Source organism: Streptococcus sp. oral taxon 064 (genome assembly GCF_001683375.1).
Classification (GTDB): Bacteria; Bacillota; Bacilli; order Lactobacillales; family Streptococcaceae; genus Streptococcus; species Streptococcus oralis_S.
Map to the genome: position 1 here is coordinate 626,596 of NZ_CP016207.1, position 20,498 is coordinate 647,093.

Here is a 20,498-nt window from a genome sequence, read left to right on the forward strand (position 1 = left end):
TTGAATCTCGCTTTTTATTGTTAGGATTAATCACCAAGTCCGATACGTTCAAAGATATCATCTACTCGTTTGGTGTAGTATGCAGGGTTGAAGATTTCATCGATCTCCTCTTGAGTGAGGCGTGATGTCACTTCTGGATCTGCTTCGAGAAGCGGTTTGAAGTCTACTTGGTTGTCCCAAGAGTGGGCTGTTTTTGGTTGCACCAAGTCGTAGGCTTGTTCACGCGTCATGCCTTTTTCAATCAAGGTCAACATAGCACGTTGACTAAAAATCAAACCAAACGTAGAGTTCATGTTGCGGATCATATTTTCTGGGAAAACCGTCAAATTCTTGACAATATTTCCAAAGCGGTTGAGCATGTAGTCAATCAAAATGGTCGTATCTGGTGTGATGATACGTTCAGCTGATGAGTGGGAAATGTCACGTTCGTGCCAGAGAGCGACGTTTTCATAGGCCGTCACCATGTGACCACGGATAACACGCGCCAAACCTGTCATGTTTTCAGAACCGATAGGGTTGCGTTTGTGAGGCATTGCTGAAGAGCCTTTTTGCCCCTTGGCAAAGAACTCTTCCACTTCACGTTGTTCTGATTTTTGAAGACCACGGATCTCAGTCGCCATACGCTCGATGGAAGTTGCAATGCTAGCAAGAACTGCAAAGTACTCAGCGTGAAGGTCACGAGGAAGGACCTGTGTAGAAATTTCTTGGGCACGGATACCCAATTTATCGCAGACGTATTTTTCAACGAATGTTGGGATGTTGGCAAAGTTACCAACCGCACCAGAAATCTTACCAGCTTCCACTCCAGCAGCTGCGTGCTCGAAACGCTCGATGTTCCGTTTCATTTCGCTGTACCAGGTCGCCAATTTGAGACCAAAAGTTGTCGGCTCAGCGTGCACACCATGAGTACGACCCATCATGATAGTGAACTTGTGTTCTTTTGCTTTGTCAGCGATGATGTCGAGGAAGTTTTCAAGATCCTTGCGAATGATGTCGTTGGCTTGTTTGTAGAGGTAACCATAGGCAGTATCCACCACGTCAGTAGAAGTCAACCCATAGTGAACCCACTTACGCTCTTCACCAAGCGTTTCAGAAACCGCACGTGTGAAGGCAACCACATCGTGACGCGTCTCCTGCTCAATTTCCAAAATACGGTCGATGTCAAAGTCCGCCTTTTCGCGAATCAAAGCCACATCTTCCTTAGGGATTTCCCCCAACTCAGCCCATGCCTCGTCAGCCAAGATTTCCACCTCAAGCCAAGCACGGTATTTATTTTCTTCAGTCCAAATGTTCGCCATCTCAGGGCGAGAGTAACGGTTGATCATGTTTAAGATACCAAGGGCGACTAGAAAGCGACTGAATTTTAGGAAACCAACAACGGACGTTTACGTCCTAGGCGGATTATCTAAATCCCGAGCTTTCCGCCCGGGTTCAGTTCTGCAAACTAGATGTCCCTTTCCTTTCTATGTTTACAATTAGGAAGTCCGTAGCCCGTATTCAGTATAGAGGATACGGAGCCCTTGTTCCTTTCTGTTTTTAAAATAATTTTTTCGAGAAAAAGATCTGTAACAATAATGTATATTAGAATACTGCAAGAAAAACCAAAATATCATATCATGTTTATGAATTTCTGATTACTCTCCTATACGTAATTGTCTTAATATTGCTTTTGATTGATGTTCCACATCAGGATAAATAAAACCATCAGTTATTCCAAGCATTCTCAACTCATTCAGAATCGATTTTTTCTTTTCTTTTGGAATTCTAAATGTTAAAAGACCTCCAGAATTAGCTTTTAGTTGATATTCTTTGATTGCGTTATCAATCTTTAACTGTACTTCTTCTATTTTTTTGTCTGTTGTATTGAATAATGCCGGGAGAATAAAGAGACCATTCTGGTTAATGATACGTTGTTGTGCTTTTGGAGATCTTACTATTTGACAATTTATAATATCCAAGTAAATTGCATTGGGATAACAGAGACGTTCTCTCGTCATAGCCGCTTGATTTAGTATTTCTACAAAATCTTCCAAAAATTTCTTAATTTCACTCATTAGATAATCTTGGTAATATCTCATATCAAACTCACCCGGTAAATTGCCTAATATATTTTCTGCGTAGTGAGTATCTCCATACCTCCAGTTGATTAAAAATTGAGAAATCTCTTCTTTAACTTCACACTCTAATGCTTTTTCTAAAGTTAATTCGCCAAATTTGTCTCTTGCTGTTTTTAGTATATCTTCCTGTTTTCTAGGTGAGCCATTATTGTCAACAAACTCACCTTTTATTCTGCGATTTATACAAAAAACAGTTCCTGATTTCGCACGATGTTCCATCTCAAGTTCTTCATTACCAAATTGATTTATATTTGCCATTTTTTCAGGAAAATTATCTATATTTGGAGAAAGTACTTCAAAAGATTTCTTTAATTCTTGAATTATACCATCTACCGTTAAAGTTTTACTAAGAACATTTCTTTGATCACCTTTTTCGCCTATATTTTTATGTAAATAATCCATTAAATAGAGGAACTGATTTATTTTCTCCTGATCAACAAAGTTTAAAGCTGTTTTTACTGAAACAGTATGTCCTGTACTATATTTTTCTTTATTTAATTCACTTACGTAAACATGAATAACACCGTCATCCTTAATATCTTTTTCAGCATCTTCACATGCAAAAAACAAAGAAACTAAGGGATTTGAAGATATATCAATATTTCTCGTTACTGCTCCATAATGTTGAATTTCTGCTATAAAATTAAACAATGTATTATTGTCGAGGGAAGAAGAATAACCTAATTCATTTAGGAGTTGCCGATAATACCCTTTTGATCCTTCAAAAATAAGATTTTCATTCCCATTTCGGTACAAGCCAGGAATCGTTTTCTCGTATTCCCTTTGTTCTCCCCTAAAATATATCTTTTTTTTATCTTCAACTTGCATTTCATTAAAGATATAATTAATAAAATCTGAAACTGATTCAATAATTACATATTCTCTATTTCCCATATAACAATACCCTACCAATCAATTCCTTTCCCAAACTCATCCACACTATCCGGCGCATCACTAAACAAAGTCACATGTCCCATTTTGCGGTTGTGCTTCGCTTCTATTTTACCATACATGTGGAGGTGGGCGCTTGGATTTTCTGTGACATACTTTTCAGCGGCCTCGACGTGTTGGCCGAGAACGTTGAGCATAACAGCTGAGGCATGTAGTTTGATAGCTGGCAATGGTGCTCCGAGAACACCCAAGATATGGGTGTCAAACTGGGAGAAGTCACAGGCTTCAATCGAGTAGTGCCCTGAGTTGTGTGGACGTGGGGCGATTTCATTAACAATGATGTCATCAGCAGTCGCAAACATCTCCACGCAGAGAGTTCCAGACAAGTTAAGCTGTTCTGCGATTCGCACTGCCATTGACTTGGCCTTTTCAGCTAGACTTTCTGAAATGCGGGCTGGCACAATAGTTTTTGAAAGGATGTTATTGCGATGGATATTTTCCTGAACAGGGAAGACTGTCACATCCTTGCCATTGCCTGACACGATGACAGAAATTTCAAGGTCAAAGTTGACGAATTCTTCCAAGACACAGTCTGCTGAGTCGGCTAGTGCACGGGCTTCTTCCAAATCTGCTTCTGAGCGAATGACCTTTTGTCCATGGCCATCGTAGCCACCAGTCGCAGTCTTGAGGACATAGTTTTTGGAAGGATCAATATCTGCCAAATCTTGACTTGAAGTCACAACCTTGTAAGGTGCCACAGTCACTTGTGCCTTGTTTGAGAGGAAGTCCTTTTCAAAGATACGGTTTTGTGAAATGCGAAGGAGGTCTGTACCTTGTGGAAGCTGACCGTCTTTGATAACAGCGTCCAAACCGTCAGCGTCTACATTTTCAAACTCATAAGTGAGGACATCGCAACGCTCAGCCAACTGATGGAGGGCAGCCACATCGTTATAAGGCGCCACGATGATTTCCGCTACACGAGAGGCAGGACAATCCTCCGCAGGATCCAGCGCGATGACCTTGTGCCCCATGTAGATAGCAGAAATGGCCATCATCTGCCCCAGCTGACCGCCACCGATAATTCCGATTGTTTTAGATGAGCTCATTTGTAGACTCCTCTGCGATTTTTCCTTGCTCTTCTGCGAAATCTGCCAATGCTGTCGCAATAGCCTGGTCCTCTACTGACAGGAGACGGAGGGCAAAGAGGGCAGCGTTAGTCGCACCTGCTTCACCGATAGCCATTGTCGCAACAGGCACACCGCCCGGCATCTGGACGATAGAGTAGAGCGAGTCCACGCCACTAAGAGCACGTGATTTGACTGGCACCCCAATGACTGGAAGGGTTGTTTTGGCAGCTACCATTCCTGGCAAATGGGCTGCGCCACCAGCGCCTGCGATAATGACCTTGATACCGCGACTACGAGCCTCCTCCGCATGTCTGAACATGAGGTCTGGCGTACGGTGGGCAGAGACAACCTTCTTTTCGTAGACTACACCGAAGCGGTCTAGAACTTCTGCTGTTTTTTGCATAGTTGCCCAGTCGGATTTTGAGCCCATAATAATGGAAATTACTGGTTTCATTTCTTCTCCTTTTTTAATAATCGTCTAATGTAGTGCGGACGTAAGCGACCGCCTATGGCGTTCCATTACTAAAACTGGAGCCTGAGTCTCCAGTTTTCCGCTCCTAGTAGCTTTGCTACTAGGAGTTCCACTACTGCGACGATTATCCTATAGTGGCTCGCTTTCGCTCGCCATGAAAAATTTAGTAGCTGTTAATCTTTTATGGCCTTGCTTCCGATATCTGTTCGGTAAAAGAGGCCTTCTGTATTTTGTTTGTCAAGTTCCTTGTAGATGGTTTCTTGGGCTTCTTTGACGGTGTCTGCTGTGGTGACTAGCATATAAACACGTCCACCGTTTGATAGCAGTGCTCTACTATTTTCCGCGAATTTGGCACCGGCATAGTAAGTGATGATGTCGCCCTCGGTTTTTGCTGGCAATTCAACACCTTTTTCATAATCTAGCGGGTAGCCGTTTGACGCGACAACCACGCCCAGAGTCACACCCTTATCCGTCCAAGTGATGTTTGGCTCCTTGCTATCGAGGATATCCGTGATATTTTGTGCAAAATCGGAGGTCAGACGAGGCAAGATAATTTGTGTTTCTGGATCTCCGAAACGAGCGTTAAACTCGATAACCTTAGGTCCATCTGCTGTCAAGATAAGCCCTGCGTAAAGGACACCAAGATACGGGCGACCTTCTTTGATCATTCCTTCAAGGACTGGCTTGACAATGGTCTCCACAGCTGTATCAACTACACTCTCTGGCAAGTGTGGAACTGGCGCATAAGCTCCCATACCGCCCGTGTTAGGGCCCTTGTCGCCGTCATAGGCACGTTTATGGTCCTGAGCCGTCGGCATGATGTAGAACTTGTCCCCATTGACAAAGGCAAAAAGAGAAAACTCTTCCCCATCAAGGAATTCCTCGATGACCACACGCGCACCTGAATCACCGAATTTATTGTCCAAAAGCATCTCGTGAGCGGCTTCGACTGCTTGCTCAACTGTCTCCGCAACGACGACACCTTTCCCAAGAGCCAAGCCGTCTGCCTTGACGACGATAGGAGCGCCTTTCTCCTCGATATAAGCCTTAGCTTCCTCGAAATCTGAAAATGTGCCATAGGCTGCTGTCGGAACGTCGTATTTGACCATGATTTCCTTTGCAAAATCCTTAGACCACTCCAGCTCCGCTGCAGCCCTAGTCGGACCAAAAGCCTTGAGACCAGCTGCATTGAAATCATCCACAATCCCAGCCGCAAGGGCATCATCTGGACCGATGAAGGTCCAAGCAATATCGTTGGCCTTTGCAAACTCAATCAATTTAGAATGTTCAGAAATAGAGATATCCACTAATTCCAGACCATCCAGAGTCATCCCGTCATTCCCAGGAGCTACAAAAACATTTTCAACGTCTTTTGACTCAATCAACTTCTTAGCAATCGCATGTTCACGACCACCCGATCCGACAATTAACAGCTTCATCTTTCAACCTCTTTTGCGAATTATTTACTAATATTATACCATAAACGTTCGTTTTAATCTAATTATATTTGCGAGTAAAAAATACAACATCAAGTAAACTTACTGAACCGATTTCATTTTTAGCCTTTAAACATTCAATACCGCCTCATTATAAAACAAGGCGGTATTGAGTGCGGAATATCTCTAAAAGTATGTAGAAAAGCTTCATTAGGTATTAAGCTTACCAGCTATAAGAAATATGATTTATTCGTTTCATCCTTATATCGGTTACCTCAAAACAATCCGGCGTAAATATAGCCAAATTGAATCCTTCGGGATTCATAACGCTGCGGAATTCAATTCCTTGATAAATTAATTCTCCAGAAATTGGTTTGGTTAGAGATTTCACAAAATCAGCTATATATTGAGTAGGGATATAATCTAGAATATCATCAGAATTTCTCATTACTCGCCCCATCTCAGAATCAATCTTTTTTAGATTTTTTTTATTAATCGCTAATTCAGCAAGATCATCAATAATACCATCTTGAAAAGGGCTAATTTCAATTATTTTTTTAAAATCAATGACTGTTATTGCAGACTTCAATTTAAAAGTGCCAATACATACATGATCATATAAACCTGTTCTTGTTTCATGTATTGTTGTCGTCTCTGAATCACCTAAATAAAGCATTACAACTCCTTTTGGATTAGCTCTTCCATCGGCTGATTTACCTTTAGGAGGTGCCCCTATCTCTTCTGATTCAAATGGTTTCCCGTCTTTTGAAATCCTGCACCTATAGAACTGTTCTCCTTCTGAATAAGTCTTTTGAATAGCTTCACAATACTTTCTTAGAATGCATTTATTAATTTGATTTGAATGAAAACGATTGTTATATTTAATGTCGTCAACAAAATCTTCCCAACTCTTACTGAACAATGAATGATCTTTTAAATAAATTGAGTCATACATCTGCTTTACTCCAACAGGGTGCGTTAACAATTCAGGACTTTCTTCGAATAGATTTTTACAAATCTCAGAAAGCATTTGGTGAATCTTGAACTCCTCTTTAGTAGTAAATATATTCCAATTTGTAGCTATTTCTGTTTTTAGAAGCGTTTCTTGCCCAACTGGGAAATTTTCTATTTTATCTACTGGAGAAAAAATAGAAACGAGAGAGCTCAAAAATGGAATTAAATAGTCGTCACACTGTGTATCATAAACACAAATATTATTATTTGAACAAATGTCACAGCTAGCTTGCCTTTCAGCTATATTAACTTCGTTTTTTAGAATCTCATCTGCAAAACAATCTTTACAAATTTTCATTCACTGTCTCCACTGATTCGGTCAAGATACTTACTAACTAATTCAATATGATGCATAATGGACAATTTCTTTACTGTGCCAAGTCCTGGATAAGAACCCGTTTTATACAATTTTTCAAATTCATTTATCGCCAGTGTTCTTTCCACTAGGCCCTCGTTGACAAATGTAATTAATTTTTCAAGTGCTTCCTTAAACTTACCAGCTGGGTTTGTTGGATCTTGGTTTGTTTCTGATACAAAATGGTGAATTCTTAGATTTTCATCAGAATCAAAATAAACGATGTGGATAGCAACAGCATAAGGAGCAAAACCTGATTCACTATACTCCTCTCCTACAATGGAATAGTCAGAAAATCCCTTATATTCATCTTCTATAAAATATTTATGATCATCTGAGAAGAATTCATCATCTTTGTATGAATAATCTGTATTTCTTGCTAATTTAACAAAATTGTCACTAATCTTGACTTTATTTCCCTGAACTTCTCTTTTTAGTCTTCCTATTTCTGAAATAAAATTATACGCCGTCTCTTGTTCCCTATAATTTTTATTATATCCTTGTAAATCATCGGGCTTCTTACATACTGTTATTTGTTTGCCAATATCTGCAATAGACTTAAAATTTTCTTCTAAACTATAATCCTTACTCATCAACGAAACATAATAAAAATTCTCACTTTCATCAATCAAACTATCCAATCGAGTAGCAAGATTACTTTTAGAAAAATCGCTATATTCCTCCAAAAAAGATCCTACACCTGGATTCATTACAATAGAACATTTCTGCCTCTTATCTTTAAAACCCTCCAAAGTACTTACCAGTGTAGGAGATAATCTTACCGGTTCAATAATTGGAATTACAGCGCTTCCTAATTTATTATTTTCTAACAATTCTCTAAGAGCAATCAACTCATACTGTCTTCCTCTCAAATACGGAAAATACATATAAATACTCCTTTATTCATTTAAAAACTGCTTTAATGCCTTAAAATCCTTAGGTTTAAAATTCATGAAATACACCAAAAATTTAAGCTCATAAGGAACATCTGCAAATAAATCTTTATCTATTGAATTCCTCTTCTTCAATTCCAAAAGAAAATCCGAATAAAACTGTTCCAATGGAATCTTTTTGGTTAATAATTTACAAACGTCATAATACTCAAATTGAGACACATCTGGTAACGAATTAAAATGTTTCTCAATAATGTTTTCATATTCCCCCTTACGAAGTATTTTAAAAATTATTTCCCTATCTAAATCAGTATTGTACTTCTCTGGTTTAATTATTGTTTTAATTTTGCTGTTTCTTTGGAGCACATAAAGACCTACAGGTTTTTTTAACAACTTAATTTTCTCCAAAGCTAAATTTACATTTTTTTCATGAGTAACAATTGCAACATGATTAAATGCTCTATAGTATTCTGTGATTTGATTTTCTAACCTGTCAAAATTATCAAATTCAGTTTTGATTTCATATACCACAGCTTTTCCATTTATTAAAATAAAATCTGGTTTTGCATTTCCAACAGGTATTTCAGTCAAAGCAGTAGTAGTATTTATACTATGTACCCCTAATAATAATTTATTTAACAACGTATTTTTATAAAAATATTCATTTCTATACGATTGAGAGAGTTTCATATAAGTATTTTGAATTATAGACAAATTATTTCCTAATTTATGATGTTGCGATACACACTCAAAAATTGGATCTTTTTTATTTTGTACGAGGTTTTTTATAGTATTTCTGGAAAAAAATCTATTTACTAAATAATTTTTTTTAATTTCCAAATTAATCCCCTCCTTAATTTCGCCCTTCTAACATTCATTATATCAAAAAAATCTACTTCTAACACGATTTCTCATAACTTTATTTATCACCTTTATTCTAAAATTATGATGTTTTTCTAACTTATCAACAAGTTTCGTTTCTCATAATTTTTTATTAATCTATTACTTAATTTCAAAAAAGGAAAGAAACTGTTTTCTTCCCTTTTATTTTCTTAATGTCTAAAATGTCTCACGCCTGTAAAGACCATAGTCAAGCCGTATTTATCAGCCGCTTCGATGGACTCTTGGTCACGGACCGATCCACCTGGCTGGATGATAGCCTTGATACCTGCTTTGGCGATTTCTTCCACGTTATCCGCAAATGGGAAGAAGGCATCTGAAGCAAGAACAGCACCGTCCAGACGATCCTTGGCTTGGTCGATGGCAATACGAACAGAGGCCACACGGTTGGTTTGACCAGGGCCAACACCAAGTGTCATATGGTCGTTGGTTATGATGATTCCGTTTGATTTGACGTACTTGATAGCCTTCCAAGCGAACTCAAGGGCAGTTGCTTCTGTCTCAGTTGGTTGGCGCTTGGTCACAACTTGCCAGTCAGCCGGACTTTCCTTGATCACGTCTTGGTTTTGCACGAGAAGTCCACCGACAACACCAGTATATTCTGCTTCCACTTCGCTAGCGTCTTGGGCATCAAATGGCAAAGCAAGGATACGCAAGTTTTTCTTTTTATTAGTCAAAATAGCTAGCGCCTCATCCGTATAGCTTGGTGCGATGATGATCTCGAGGAAAACGCCGTGCATCTTCTCAGCTGTCGCAGCATCCACCTCACGGTTGAGAACGACAATCCCACCGAAGATAGACACTGGATCAGACTCATAAGCATAATCCCAAGCAGTTTCGATGTCATCTGCCTGACCGATACCGCACGGGTTCATGTGTTTGAGAGCCACAACGGTTGGACGGTCTTTGAAGTCACGGATAATACGAATGGCAGCATCCGCGTCACGGATATTGTTGAAGGACAATTCCTTACCGTTAAGCTGTTTGGCTGAAGCAATGGAGTAATCTGTCGGCAAAGCTTTTTGATAGAAGTCCGCATCCTGTTGAGGATTTTCCCCATAGCGCATGGCTTGCTTGAGGTCATAGGTCAAAGTGAGTTTTTCAGGTTTACTTTCGCCCACTTGAGCTGTGAAATACTCTGCAATCAAAGCATCATAAGCTGCTGTGTGACGGAAAACCTTGGCTGCCAAACGTTGGCGAGTTTCGTAAGTCGTTTCACCATTGGCTGACAACTCGTCCAAAACCACAGCATAGTCAGCAGGGTCTACCACAACTGTCACGCTAGCGTGGTTTTTAGCCGCTGAACGAAGCATGGATGGCCCACCGATATCGATGTTTTCAACCGCATCAGCGTACGTCACATCTGGTTTGAGAATCGTTTCCTTGAAAGGATAAAGATTGACAACTACAAGATCGATGAGCTCAATCTTATTGTCCTTAGCCGCTTCCAAGTGGCTATCCAAGTCACGACGAGCAAGAAGCCCTCCGTGGATATTTGGGTGGAGAGTCTTGACACGACCGTCCATCATTTCTGGGAAGCCCGTCACATCATCAATTGCAATGGTCTCCACCCCAGCATTATCAAGGGTAACCTTTGTCCCACCTGTCGAGATAATCTCCCAACCGAGTTTTTTAAGTTCTTGGGCAAATTCAACAATGCCCGCTTTGTCTGAGACGCTGATTAAGGCCTTTTTCGTCATTCTATTCCTCTTTCTTTAGATCCAAGCGCATAGCGACTTCGTTATTTTCTTCTATAAATTCCGTTTCCTGAAAACCCAGACTAGTCAACAGGTGCTTCATTTTTTCATTTCCAACCACATAATCTGCGGCAATATGACTGCAAGCTCTATCCATCTGAGCCCCTTTGATTAGAACTTCCAAGGCTTTTCGACCATAACCTCTTCCTTGGTACTGCTGACCAATCATTATCCGCCAGATAAAGTATTCCGCTTCATCCTTGTCTATTTCTAGCAGGAGAAAGCCAACCACTTGCTTATCCCAATAGATTGCCATCGGAAACACATCTTCGTTTTTCCGGTAGAGCCATGCATCAGCTAAAGAGCGCACATTTGGAGCTACGAAACGTGCTCGTTCATCAGCTTCTGATATTTTCAAATCCAGCACTGCCTGAAAACTGCTCTCATCTACCAATTTCAGTTCAATCATTTTTTCTCCTAGCAAGATTGCGCAATCAAAACTTGATTTACCTCTTACCTTCTCTCCACTCCCAAGTTATCCAACACCTCTGGATACAACTTGTACTCAGCCTCATGAATGCGAGCTTCAAAGCTATCCATGGTATCATCAGCTAGTCGTGGTACGCGTACTTGTTTGATGACCTTGCCTGTATCCACACCCGAGTCCACCCAGTGAATGGTCACGCCAGACAGGTCTACGCCAGCATTCCAAGCGTCCTCAATTCCATGAGCTCCTGGAAATTCGGGCAGGTAGGCTGGATGGATATTGATAATACGCCCCTCATAGGCTCCAAGTAAGGTTGGCCCAACGATTTTCATGTAGCCTGCTAGACAAACCAAGTCAATCCGATGTTCTTCCAAGAGTTCGACAAGAGCTGCTTCGTAGTCCGCCTTGTTCTCAAACTCCTTGAGTTCAAAAGCATAGGACAGGACGCCGAGCTTGTCTGCACGTTCCAGCACATAGGCGTTACGATGGTCTGAAAAGACAAACTCCACCGGAAACTCTTCGGCAATCACCTGAAAATTTGAGCCGTTACCAGAGGCAAAAACCGCTATTTTTTTCATTTGATGATGACACTTTCGTTTTCTTTCTTGACGATGCGACCAATTTCATAAACTGGTTCATCCAGCAATTCCTTGACTCGACCTACATTTTCAGGGCTAACTGCCAGCATGAGTCCCACACCCATATTGAAGATTTCAAACATTTCCTCATGCTTGATTTTACCGTATTTTTCAAGGGCTTTGAAAATCGGGAGGACTGGAACTTTGCTTTCCTCAATCTCAGCAGCCAGGTCATCCGCAAACATACGAGGGACATTCTCGATAAATCCGCCACCTGTGATGTGGGCAATGCCGTTGACTAACTCTTCCTTGATGAGTGGCAAGACATCCTTGACATAGATACGAGTTGGCTCAAGAAGGACTTCCTTGAGTTTCTTGCCTTCCAATTCTGGTAAGACTTCCTCACCCGTGTAGTCGGCAAAAACACGGCGAACCAGAGAGTAACCATTTGAGTGAATCCCACTTGAAGCAAGTCCGAGAAGAACATCACCTTCAGCTACTTTTGAACCGTCTATGATTTGAGATTTTTCAGCTACGCCGACCACAAATCCAGCCAGATCGTAATCATCTACGCCATACATACCAGGCATTTCAGCCGTTTCCCCACCGATGAGAGCAGCGCCTGCCTGCACACAACCTTCTGCCACACCAGCAACGACTTGTTCTAGTTTAGCTGGTTCATTCTTGCCGGTCGCGACGTAGTCAAGGAAGTAAAGAGGCTCCGCACCTGCAGCGATGATATCATTGACACACATAGCCACACAGTCCTGCCCGATGGTATCGTGCTTGTCGTACTTGATAGCCAGCATGAGCTTGGTTCCGACACCGTCAGTCCCTGAAATCAAGACGGGCTCTTTGACACCTGTTTTTGAGAGGTCAAACATGCCACCAAAACCACCAAGAGCTCCCATAACACCTGCACGCTCCGTACGAGCCACATGCTTTTTAATCCGTTCAACAACTTCATAACCCGCTTCAACATCCACACCAGACTGCGCATAAGCATTTTTATTCGTCATTTTATTCATTCCTTTTCTTTAATGGAGAGTCTTTATCCGTCTATTTGTAGAAACTGGTCTTTTCTTCCAAACTTCTACGATAGTCTTCTTCATAGTCGTAGAGAGGTGTTGGGTAGTCGCCGTCAAAGTAAGCGACACAGAGACCACCATTCGGCGCATCTGTTTCAATACCAATCGAATCAATCAAGCCATCAATCGAAAGATAGGTCAGGCTATCCGCACCAATGATTTGGCGAGTCTCTTCGACTGTATGATTGGCCGCAATCAACTCCTGACGCGTCTGGATATCAATTCCATAGAAACATGGATAAGCTAGCGCAGGGCTCCCAATAGCAACATGAACCTCAGACGCACCTGCTTCTTTCAAAAGCTGAACGATACGGCGGGAGGTTGTCCCGCGAACAATGGAATCATCAATCATGACCACACGTTTGCCTTTGACAACGCCCGAAACAGCAGACAGTTTCATCCGCACCCCTTGCTCCCGCAATTCCTGAGTCGGTTGGATAAAGGTACGTTGGGTGTATTGGTTTTTGATCAGTCCCATTTCATTTGGCAGACCAGATTCTTCTGCAAATCCCATAGCTGCGCTGAGTGAGGAATTTGGCACACCGACCACAATATCTGCTTCGTGCTTGAACTCACGCGCTAATTGAGCCCCCATACGTTTGCGAGCTGTATGGACATTAACACCATGGATATTAGAGTCAGGACGGGCAAAGTAGATATACTCCATAGAGCAGATCGCCAACTGGGTATCATTCGTATAGCTATCGTACTGAATCCCATTGTCATCCACAATCACAATTTCCCCTGGTTTCACATCACGAATCCACTCGGCACCAATGACTTCAAAAGCACAGGTTTCTGACGAAACGACCACCGCTCCGTTTGCCATTTTCCCAATAGAAAGTGGACGAAAACCATTAGGATCAAGCGCAGCAATCAACTTGTCCTCAAACAGCAGGATATAAGCAAATCCACCTTTGACAAGGCTAAGCGCCTCTTTGATTTTGCCCATCAAGTTGGGATTGTGACTCCGACGAATGAGGTGAGCCAAGATTTCCGAGTCCGAAGTTGAACTGAAAATAGCTCCTCTTTGTTCCAATTCTTGCTTGAGCGATTCGGCATTGGTCAAGTTTCCGTTATGAGCAAGTCCAAACTGCATATCATGAAAGCGGAAGAGGAAGGGCTGAATGTTATCCACAGAAGCTTCGCCAGCAGTCGCATAACGCACATGCCCAATCGCGCTCGTTCCTGTCAATTTATCCAAATTAGCAGGATTTCTGAACACTTCTGATAAAAGCCCCATATCACGATGGCGCTTCAATTGCCCCTGATCATTGGAGAGGATTCCTGCCCCCTCCTGACCACGGTGCTGAAGACTGTGGAGACCAAAATAGGTCAATTTAGCAGCATCTGGATGTCCCCAGATACCGAAAACACCACATTCTTCATTAAGAGATTTTACTTCGTATGTCATTTTATATACCTTTTATTTCCCTGTGAAATAACGCACAGCCGACGCGAACAGGTGCTGGTCTTTATTTCCTGGGATGTTTTGGAAGAGACCGTCTTCATAACGTTCTGAGTGGCCCATCTTACCAATGATTTGACCATTCTTGCTGGTAATTCCTTCGATGGCATTTACCGAACCATTCGGATTGTACTTAGAATCCATACTTGGTTTGCCGTCAAAGTCAACGTATTGGCTAAAGATTTGACCATTGTCACGGAGCTCTGCAAATTCCTCAGCCGTCACGACAAATTTCCCTTCACCGTGCGATACTGGGATGGCATGGATATCGCCCACTTGTACTCCAGCCAACCATGGCGAGTTGGTATTGGCAATCCGAGTTTCCACCATCTTGGCCACGTGCTGGTTAGCATCATTGTAGAAGAGAGTTGGACTAGTACTGTTAGCATCCTCAAAGTTTCCGTATGGAAGAAGACCTGATTTGACAAGAGCTTGGAATCCGTTACAGATACCGATAATCAAGCCACCACGAGCGATAAAGCTATCAATCGCAGCACGCACTTTTTCATTAAGAAGGATATTGACAATAAACTTAGCTGATCCATCCGGCTCATCCGCAGCTGAGAATCCACCTGCAAAGAAGAGAATGTTTGCCTTGCCGATATTGTCAACCATGGTTTCAACCGACTTGACAATAGTCTCTTCATTCAAGGTCACAAATGGCACCAAGTTGACCTCTGCACCTTCTTTTTCGAAGGCCTTTGCTGAATCATATTCTGAGTTGGTTCCTGGGAAGACTGGGATGTAAACCACAGGTTTTTCAATGGTTTCCTTGGCTTTGATGACTGCGTCAGAAGCGACAGCTGGAACTTCTTCCAGTTCTTTAGCTTGGGCAAATTCAGTAGGGTAAACTTCTTCTAGTTTTCCTTGAAAAACACTGTCAAGTTTCTGTCCATCTAGCTTCACACCGTTGACAATCAGTGTAAAGTCTGCTTTTGTTTGTCCAATTTTCTCTACTCCAGTAATCTCTTCAGGAGATGTGAAGACAAATCCGCCTAATTGAGCTGTCAAAGAACTTTCAAATTCAGGCAAGGTCACCTCTGCACCAATATGGTTCCCAAAAGTAGCAAGGACCAAGCTTTCAAGGACACCGCCATATTTAACAGCTGATGCAGATGTTACTTTGTGTCCAGCTTGGATAGCTTCAAATTGAGCAAAATTAGACTTGATAAGATCAAAGTCAATTTCTTGTGCTAGAGCTTGACCTGGGATGTAGTAGATGTTTTCACCAGCAGTCTTGAACTCAGGAGAGAGGACCTTACGGCTATCTGCCGTCGTCACCCCAAAGGCAACCAAGGTTGGCGGTACAGTCAATTCTTCAAAAGTACCAGACATAGAGTCCTTACCACCGATAGATGGCAAGCCAAGCTGGATTTGTGCTTCGATAGAGCCTAGGAGAGCTGCTACTGGTTGACCAAAACGCTCTGCTTGCTTGTCCATGCGCTCGAAGTACTCTTGGTAAGAGAAGCGAGCCTTAGACCAGTTGGCACCAGCGGCAACCAAACGAGCAGTTGCTTCAATTACTGCATAGGCAGCACCGTGGTATGGAGACCATTCTGCCACATATGGATTGAATCCTTGAGCCATGACTGACGCAGTGTGAGTTACACCGTGTTGAACTGGCAATTTCTGCACAGATGCCTCAGTTGGTGTGAGTTGGTAGCGACCACCAAGTGGGTGATTGACCGTTGAACGACCGACCGAACAGTCAAAGATGGTTTGCAAGCCTTTTTGACTCGCATGGTTAAGATCAGACAGAACCGCAAAGGTATCTGATTCAAGCGTGTCAACGCTTGTTGTTCGTTCTTCTGGAAGTTCGACGTCCTTATCCACTACTTTGGCATCAACGACTACGCGCACACCGTTTGTATCAAGGAAACGACGTTCCAAGTCAACAATGGTTTCACCATTCCAATGCATGACAAGATTTGGTTTTTCAGTCACTGTTGCCACAACAACAGCGTCAATATTTTCTTTATTACATTCTGCAACGAAGGCATCTACGTCTTCAGGACGCACCACAACTGCCATCCGTTCTTGTGATTCAGAGATGGCAATTTCTGTACCATTCAAGCCTTGGTATTTAAGAGGAACCTTGTTGAGGTCGATTTCAAGACCATCTGCCAATTCACCGATAGCCACACAGACACCACCTGCTCCAAAGTCATTGGATTTCTTGATGAGACGAGTGACATCTCCATTACGGAAAAGACGTTGAATCTTGCGCTCTTCGATGGCATTCCCTTTTTGAACCTCAGCACCAGCAGTCTCCACAGACTCAACTGTTTGAACCTTAGAAGACCCTGTCGCACCACCGACACCGTCACGTCCAGTCTTACCACCGAGCAAGATAATTACGTCACCAGCTTCCGGTTTTTCACGGACTACATTGCCCTTAGGAGCAGCACCAACAACGGCACCAAGTTCCATGCGTTTAGCTACAAAGCCTGGGTGGAAATATTCACGAACGTAAGTCGTTGCAAGACCAATTTGGTTACCATATGAAGAATAACCGTGAGCCGCTGTCTTCGAAATGACTTGTTGTGGCAATTTCCCAGCGCGAGTTTCCGAAATCGGAGCTGTAATATCACCAGCGCCTGAGATACGCATAGCTTGGTAAACGTATGAACGCCCTGACAATGGGTCACGAATAGCCCCACCGATACAAGTAGCCGCCCCACCAAATGGCTCAATTTCCGTTGGGTGATTGTGGGTTTCGTTCTTGAACATGAGGAGCCAAGGTTCCTTGACACCATCAACGTCCACTTTGATTTCAACCGAACAGGCATTGATTTCGTCAGACACTTCCATATCGTCCAAACGACCATTAGCACGCTCATAACGACCAAAAATAGTCGCCATATCCATCAAGGTTTGTGGCTTTTCAGACCGACCTAGTTCCTCACGCATGGCAATATACTTGTCATAAGTCGCTTGCAATTGTTTTTGAAATTTAGAAGCTGAAAAGTCGATCTGTTTCAACTCGGTCTCAAAAGTCGTATGACGGCAGTGGTCAGACCAGTAAGTGTCCAAAACCTTGAGCTCTGTTTCCGTCGGCACGCGCCCGATTGACTTGAAGTAGTCTTGGATAAAGAGCAGATCATCCACTTCCATGGCCATCCCTTGCTCTGCCTTGTAGCGAGCAAAGTCTTCTGCCGTATAGCTTTCAAAGAAAGTCAATTTAGGAATGGTCTTGTCCGACTCAGAAAATTCCTGCTTGGCAATCCCAGTCGTGATGTCCTTGAAACGAGAATCAACTGGGTTGAGCAGGTAGTTCTTGACCGCTTCCAACTCAGTCGCATCAATATCTTTATTAACCAGATAAAGTTGGGCTGTGTTGACTGTCACATCACTCGAACTCCCCAGCAAAAGCAAGGCTTCCTGTGACGAAGCTGCACGCTGGTCAAACTGTCCTGGCAAGCTTTCAATGGCAAAGAAAGCATAGTTAGCAAGATCCGCTTGCACAGCTGATTCATCCAAGACATGATCCGTCACCTGCTCAGAGAAGATGTGTTTTTCCGCAGGTGCAAACAAGTCCTCTGCCAAATCAAAGACATCATAAACCTGCACAATGCGAATACTTTTCAAAGTTGACAATCCCAAGTTGTGCTGGAGCTCCCTTACCAAACTCTCTGATTTAACCTGAAAATCAGCCTTTTTTTCAACAAAAATACGTTTATCCATCAATTCTTATTCCTTTATTTCAGCTCTTGCAATGTTCCCAACGACTTCTAGGTTGTTATTTCAAACCCTGCAACTTTTCCCAGACAATCTCGTAAACATCTGTCAATTCACCTAGTCCCCGACGAAAAACATCCTTGTCCATGTGGTTGCCATCTGCATCCCACAAACGGCAGTTATCTGGTGAAAACTCGTCTGCCAAGATAATCTTACCATCTTTGTCAAATCCGAACTCTAGCTTAAAGTCAATCAATTTAAGACCAATCTCAGCAAACCAAGCTTTCAAGAGCTCATTGATACGACGGGTTTCTTCCTTCAAGTAAGCAATCTGCTGGTCATCCGCAATTTTAAGGAATTTCACATGCTCGTCATTGATAAAGGGATCATCCAAATCATCATTTTTATAGTAAAATTCGACAATCGGAGTCTCAAATGCGATACCTTCTTCGACGCCAAAACGTTTTGAAAAGGAACCAGCCGTGTAGTTGCGGAGCACAACTTCCAAAGGAATAATCTCAACCTTTTTATTGAGCTGTTCCGTGTTTGAAAGTTTCTCCACAAAGTGAGTCGCTACACCAGCCGCATTTAATTTCTCAAAAATAAAAGATGAAATCTGATTATTCAAGACTCCCTTACCTGCAATCTGCTCCTTCTTGACACCGTTGAAGGCAGTTGCCTGGTCCTTGTAAGTTGAAATAATGAGATTTTCATCCTCAGTTGTATAGATATCCTTGGCTTTTCCCGAATAGATCAGTTGTTTTGACATTTTAAAGTTCGCCTTTCGTATTACTTGAGCACATTCTACCACAAAACAAACAAAAATTCAAGATTTTTACGAACTATTAACAAAATGGCACTTGTTGCGTAAAGAAAAAACTGCAAAACACCTTTGTCTTACAGTTTTTCAATCAGTTATCTCTAAAAAAAACAATCATTATTCTCTGTTCAAAAATTGATCCCAAAAATAACGGAGATAGCTTTTCTTCCCTGTAATCATCTGCAGGCGGCCTTCTAAACCATAGCGAAGTGTTGCAGCCTGCTCAGAAGTCAGATGGGTCTCCGCCTCAATTTTAAAGAAATTTCCTTGTTCAGTCTTTGTAGCTGTCGCATCGATACTTGTAATCGTGGAATCCAGGAAAATTTGATTCTTGGCATCATTAGTCGTAGTATAACGGACAGAGTCCCCAATCTTGACTCTAGCAACATCTTTTGAACTGAGATAGGCTGTGAGTTTGGTTTTTCCTTCTTTTTCCAAGGATGGGTAGAGTTGGGCTAGCAGGGTTCCTTCTGCGACCATCGTAGATTCACTGGTCTCAGGATTGAGGTGAAGCACCCCATCCTCACTTGCTGTAATCTTCCCTTTATCTAGGAGACCTCCCTGTACCTTCTTACCCGATTCCGCCTCCAAAATTTTCTGATCTAGAAGAGTTAATTCCTGGCCAACTTTGACTAAGTGCTGAGACTTGAGCGATTCCAGTTGACTATCCAGTCCCGTTGCGTGGGCCTGCTGAGCCCCAGAACCCGCATACTGTACACGATACGTAGCTAGACTAGACTCTAGCTGGGCAATTTGTGCATCCACTTGCGCAATAACTTGCGATTTAGCTTGCGGATCTTCTTCACCTTGATTTTTATAGGTCTGGTAAAAAGAGTAGGCTGGATTCTGACTATCCAGTTGAGCTCCGGTTTCAATCGCTGACTTTGCTGTTTTGTAATCTCGAATTTTATCCTCTGTTTGGCTGATAAGATTGCCAATCTCGGCCTGGCTCTGACTTGCTGCCGCATTTTGAGAAGAGATGCTGGCATTTTGCTGAGAAACATTACTTCTAAGACTACTAGCTTGGCTGAGATAGTCTCGAAACATCTCCTGATAACCAAACTTATCTGCTTCTGGAAATTGATCACTCCCCTCTTTCAAACTGGATTGCAAATACCCCAACTGCTTTTTTTGATCCTTTAACATCTCCAATTGACTGGCATATGCCTCAACCTGGACAGCCTCCGCCCCTTGCTGGTACTGAACGAGGAGTTCCCCCTGCTTGACTAGTTTGTTTTCTTCCAGATAATTTGCCACAATGCGTTGATTGCTAGTCGACTGGATATTGGCAATGATCCGACTAGGTTCGACAGTCGCTCGGGTAGACAAACTAATCTCCTTCTCTGCAAAAACTGCAAATCCTAACAGAAATACGAGCAGAAGTGACATAGGTAAAATCACCCGACTGGAAAAATTATGATAACGACGATTATAAAACTCCGCACTTTCTAAAAATTCTGGTTTCATCCTCTCCTCT

General features: G+C 42.3%; 16 protein-coding genes. All 16 read right to left on the minus strand.

Annotated features, from left to right (window positions below; all coding sequences use genetic code 11):
- Positions 1-26: 26 nt before the first annotated feature.
- The 16 genes from purB to comB all read right to left on the minus strand — a co-directional run bounded on the left by purB (position 27) and on the right by comB (position 20,488).
- Positions 27-1,325, minus strand: a complete 1,299-nt coding sequence (gene purB / locus AXF18_RS03150; RefSeq protein WP_065371458.1) for an adenylosuccinate lyase — start codon at positions 1,323-1,325, stop codon at positions 27-29.
- A gap of 309 nt (positions 1,326-1,634) precedes the next feature.
- Complete coding sequence (locus tag AXF18_RS03155; RefSeq protein ID WP_065371459.1) at positions 1,635-3,011, minus strand: FRG domain-containing protein; 1,377 nt, start codon at positions 3,009-3,011, stop codon at positions 1,635-1,637.
- 11 nt (positions 3,012-3,022) lie between these two features.
- Positions 3,023-4,114: a 5-(carboxyamino)imidazole ribonucleotide synthase gene (purK, locus tag AXF18_RS03160; protein ID WP_065371460.1), complete on the minus strand. Its 1,092-nt coding sequence runs from the start codon at positions 4,112-4,114 to the stop codon at positions 3,023-3,025.
- Positions 4,101-4,589 (minus strand): 5-(carboxyamino)imidazole ribonucleotide mutase, encoded by a 489-nt coding sequence (gene purE, locus AXF18_RS03165; RefSeq protein WP_000805610.1) that lies wholly within the window; start codon positions 4,587-4,589, stop codon positions 4,101-4,103. Before purE ends, purK begins: the two co-directional genes overlap by 14 nt.
- A 191-nt stretch (positions 4,590-4,780) precedes the next feature.
- A complete protein-coding gene (gene purD, locus AXF18_RS03170) occupies positions 4,781-6,046 on the minus strand; it encodes a phosphoribosylamine--glycine ligase (RefSeq protein WP_065371461.1) in 1,266 nt (421 codons plus the stop codon).
- 220 nt (positions 6,047-6,266) lie between these two features.
- Positions 6,267-7,355 (minus strand): RES family NAD+ phosphorylase, encoded by a 1,089-nt coding sequence (locus AXF18_RS03175; protein ID WP_065371462.1) that lies wholly within the window; start codon positions 7,353-7,355, stop codon positions 6,267-6,269.
- Entirely contained in the window at positions 7,352-8,299 is a 948-nt protein-coding gene (locus AXF18_RS03180; RefSeq protein ID WP_065371463.1) for a sce7725 family protein, read from the minus strand. Before AXF18_RS03180 ends, AXF18_RS03175 begins: the two co-directional genes overlap by 4 nt.
- A gap of 12 nt (positions 8,300-8,311) precedes the next feature.
- Positions 8,312-9,145 carry a sce7726 family protein gene (locus AXF18_RS03185; protein WP_065371464.1) on the minus strand — a complete coding sequence of 278 codons (834 nt, stop codon included), beginning with the start codon at positions 9,143-9,145 and terminating at the stop codon, positions 8,312-8,314.
- Between the two features lie 212 nt (positions 9,146-9,357).
- Positions 9,358-10,905: a bifunctional phosphoribosylaminoimidazolecarboxamide formyltransferase/IMP cyclohydrolase gene (gene purH, locus AXF18_RS03190; RefSeq protein ID WP_065371465.1), complete on the minus strand. Its 1,548-nt coding sequence runs from the start codon at positions 10,903-10,905 to the stop codon at positions 9,358-9,360.
- 1 nt (position 10,906) lies between these two features.
- Positions 10,907-11,371, minus strand: coding sequence for a GNAT family N-acetyltransferase (locus AXF18_RS03195; RefSeq protein ID WP_065371466.1), 465 nt, complete (start codon positions 11,369-11,371; stop codon positions 10,907-10,909).
- Between the two features lie 44 nt (positions 11,372-11,415).
- Complete coding sequence (purN, locus tag AXF18_RS03200; RefSeq protein ID WP_065371467.1) at positions 11,416-11,967, minus strand: phosphoribosylglycinamide formyltransferase; 552 nt, start codon at positions 11,965-11,967, stop codon at positions 11,416-11,418.
- Positions 11,964-12,986, minus strand: coding sequence for a phosphoribosylformylglycinamidine cyclo-ligase (gene purM, locus AXF18_RS03205; RefSeq protein WP_065371468.1), 1,023 nt, complete (start codon positions 12,984-12,986; stop codon positions 11,964-11,966). Before purM ends, purN begins: the two co-directional genes overlap by 4 nt.
- A 40-nt stretch (positions 12,987-13,026) precedes the next feature.
- The gene (purF, locus tag AXF18_RS03210) at positions 13,027-14,469 is read right to left on the minus strand and encodes an amidophosphoribosyltransferase (RefSeq protein WP_065371469.1); all 1,443 of its coding nucleotides are present in this window, start codon (positions 14,467-14,469) and stop codon (positions 13,027-13,029) included.
- Between the two features lie 12 nt (positions 14,470-14,481).
- Positions 14,482-18,207: a phosphoribosylformylglycinamidine synthase gene (locus AXF18_RS03215; protein ID WP_065371470.1), complete on the minus strand. Its 3,726-nt coding sequence runs from the start codon at positions 18,205-18,207 to the stop codon at positions 14,482-14,484.
- Positions 18,208-18,262: 55 nt separating this feature from the next.
- Positions 18,263-18,970, minus strand: coding sequence for a phosphoribosylaminoimidazolesuccinocarboxamide synthase (gene purC / locus AXF18_RS03220; RefSeq protein ID WP_065371471.1), 708 nt, complete (start codon positions 18,968-18,970; stop codon positions 18,263-18,265).
- Between the two features lie 168 nt (positions 18,971-19,138).
- Positions 19,139-20,488, minus strand: a complete 1,350-nt coding sequence (comB, locus tag AXF18_RS03225) for a competence pheromone export protein ComB (RefSeq protein ID WP_065371472.1) — start codon at positions 20,486-20,488, stop codon at positions 19,139-19,141.
- Positions 20,489-20,498 lie beyond the last annotated feature (10 nt).

Coding starts and splice junctions, on each gene's coding strand:
- purE (WP_000805610.1), bottom strand. CDS start 4,589: ATGAAACCAGTAATTTCCATTATTATGGGCTCAAAATCCGACTGGGCA.
- AXF18_RS03180 (WP_065371463.1), bottom strand. CDS start 8,299: ATGTATTTTCCGTATTTGAGAGGAAGACAGTATGAGTTGATTGCTCTT.
- purB (WP_065371458.1), bottom strand. CDS start 1,325: ATGATCAACCGTTACTCTCGCCCTGAGATGGCGAACATTTGGACTGAA.
- purH (WP_065371465.1), bottom strand. CDS start 10,905: ATGACGAAAAAGGCCTTAATCAGCGTCTCAGACAAAGCGGGCATTGTT.
- AXF18_RS03195 (WP_065371466.1), bottom strand. CDS start 11,371: ATGATTGAACTGAAATTGGTAGATGAGAGCAGTTTTCAGGCAGTGCTG.
- purC (WP_065371471.1), bottom strand. CDS start 18,970: ATGTCAAAACAACTGATCTATTCGGGAAAAGCCAAGGATATCTATACA.
- purM (WP_065371468.1), bottom strand. CDS start 12,986: ATGACGAATAAAAATGCTTATGCGCAGTCTGGTGTGGATGTTGAAGCG.
- AXF18_RS03175 (WP_065371462.1), bottom strand. CDS start 7,355: ATGAAAATTTGTAAAGATTGTTTTGCAGATGAGATTCTAAAAAACGAA.
- AXF18_RS03155 (WP_065371459.1), bottom strand. CDS start 3,011: ATGGGAAATAGAGAATATGTAATTATTGAATCAGTTTCAGATTTTATT.
- purK (WP_065371460.1), bottom strand. CDS start 4,114: ATGAGCTCATCTAAAACAATCGGAATTATCGGTGGCGGTCAGCTGGGG.
- purF (WP_065371469.1), bottom strand. CDS start 14,469: ATGACATACGAAGTAAAATCTCTTAATGAAGAATGTGGTGTTTTCGGT.
- comB (WP_065371472.1), bottom strand. CDS start 20,488: ATGAAACCAGAATTTTTAGAAAGTGCGGAGTTTTATAATCGTCGTTAT.
- purN (WP_065371467.1), bottom strand. CDS start 11,967: ATGAAAAAAATAGCGGTTTTTGCCTCTGGTAACGGCTCAAATTTTCAG.
- purD (WP_065371461.1), bottom strand. CDS start 6,046: ATGAAGCTGTTAATTGTCGGATCGGGTGGTCGTGAACATGCGATTGCT.
- AXF18_RS03215 (WP_065371470.1), bottom strand. CDS start 18,207: ATGGATAAACGTATTTTTGTTGAAAAAAAGGCTGATTTTCAGGTTAAA.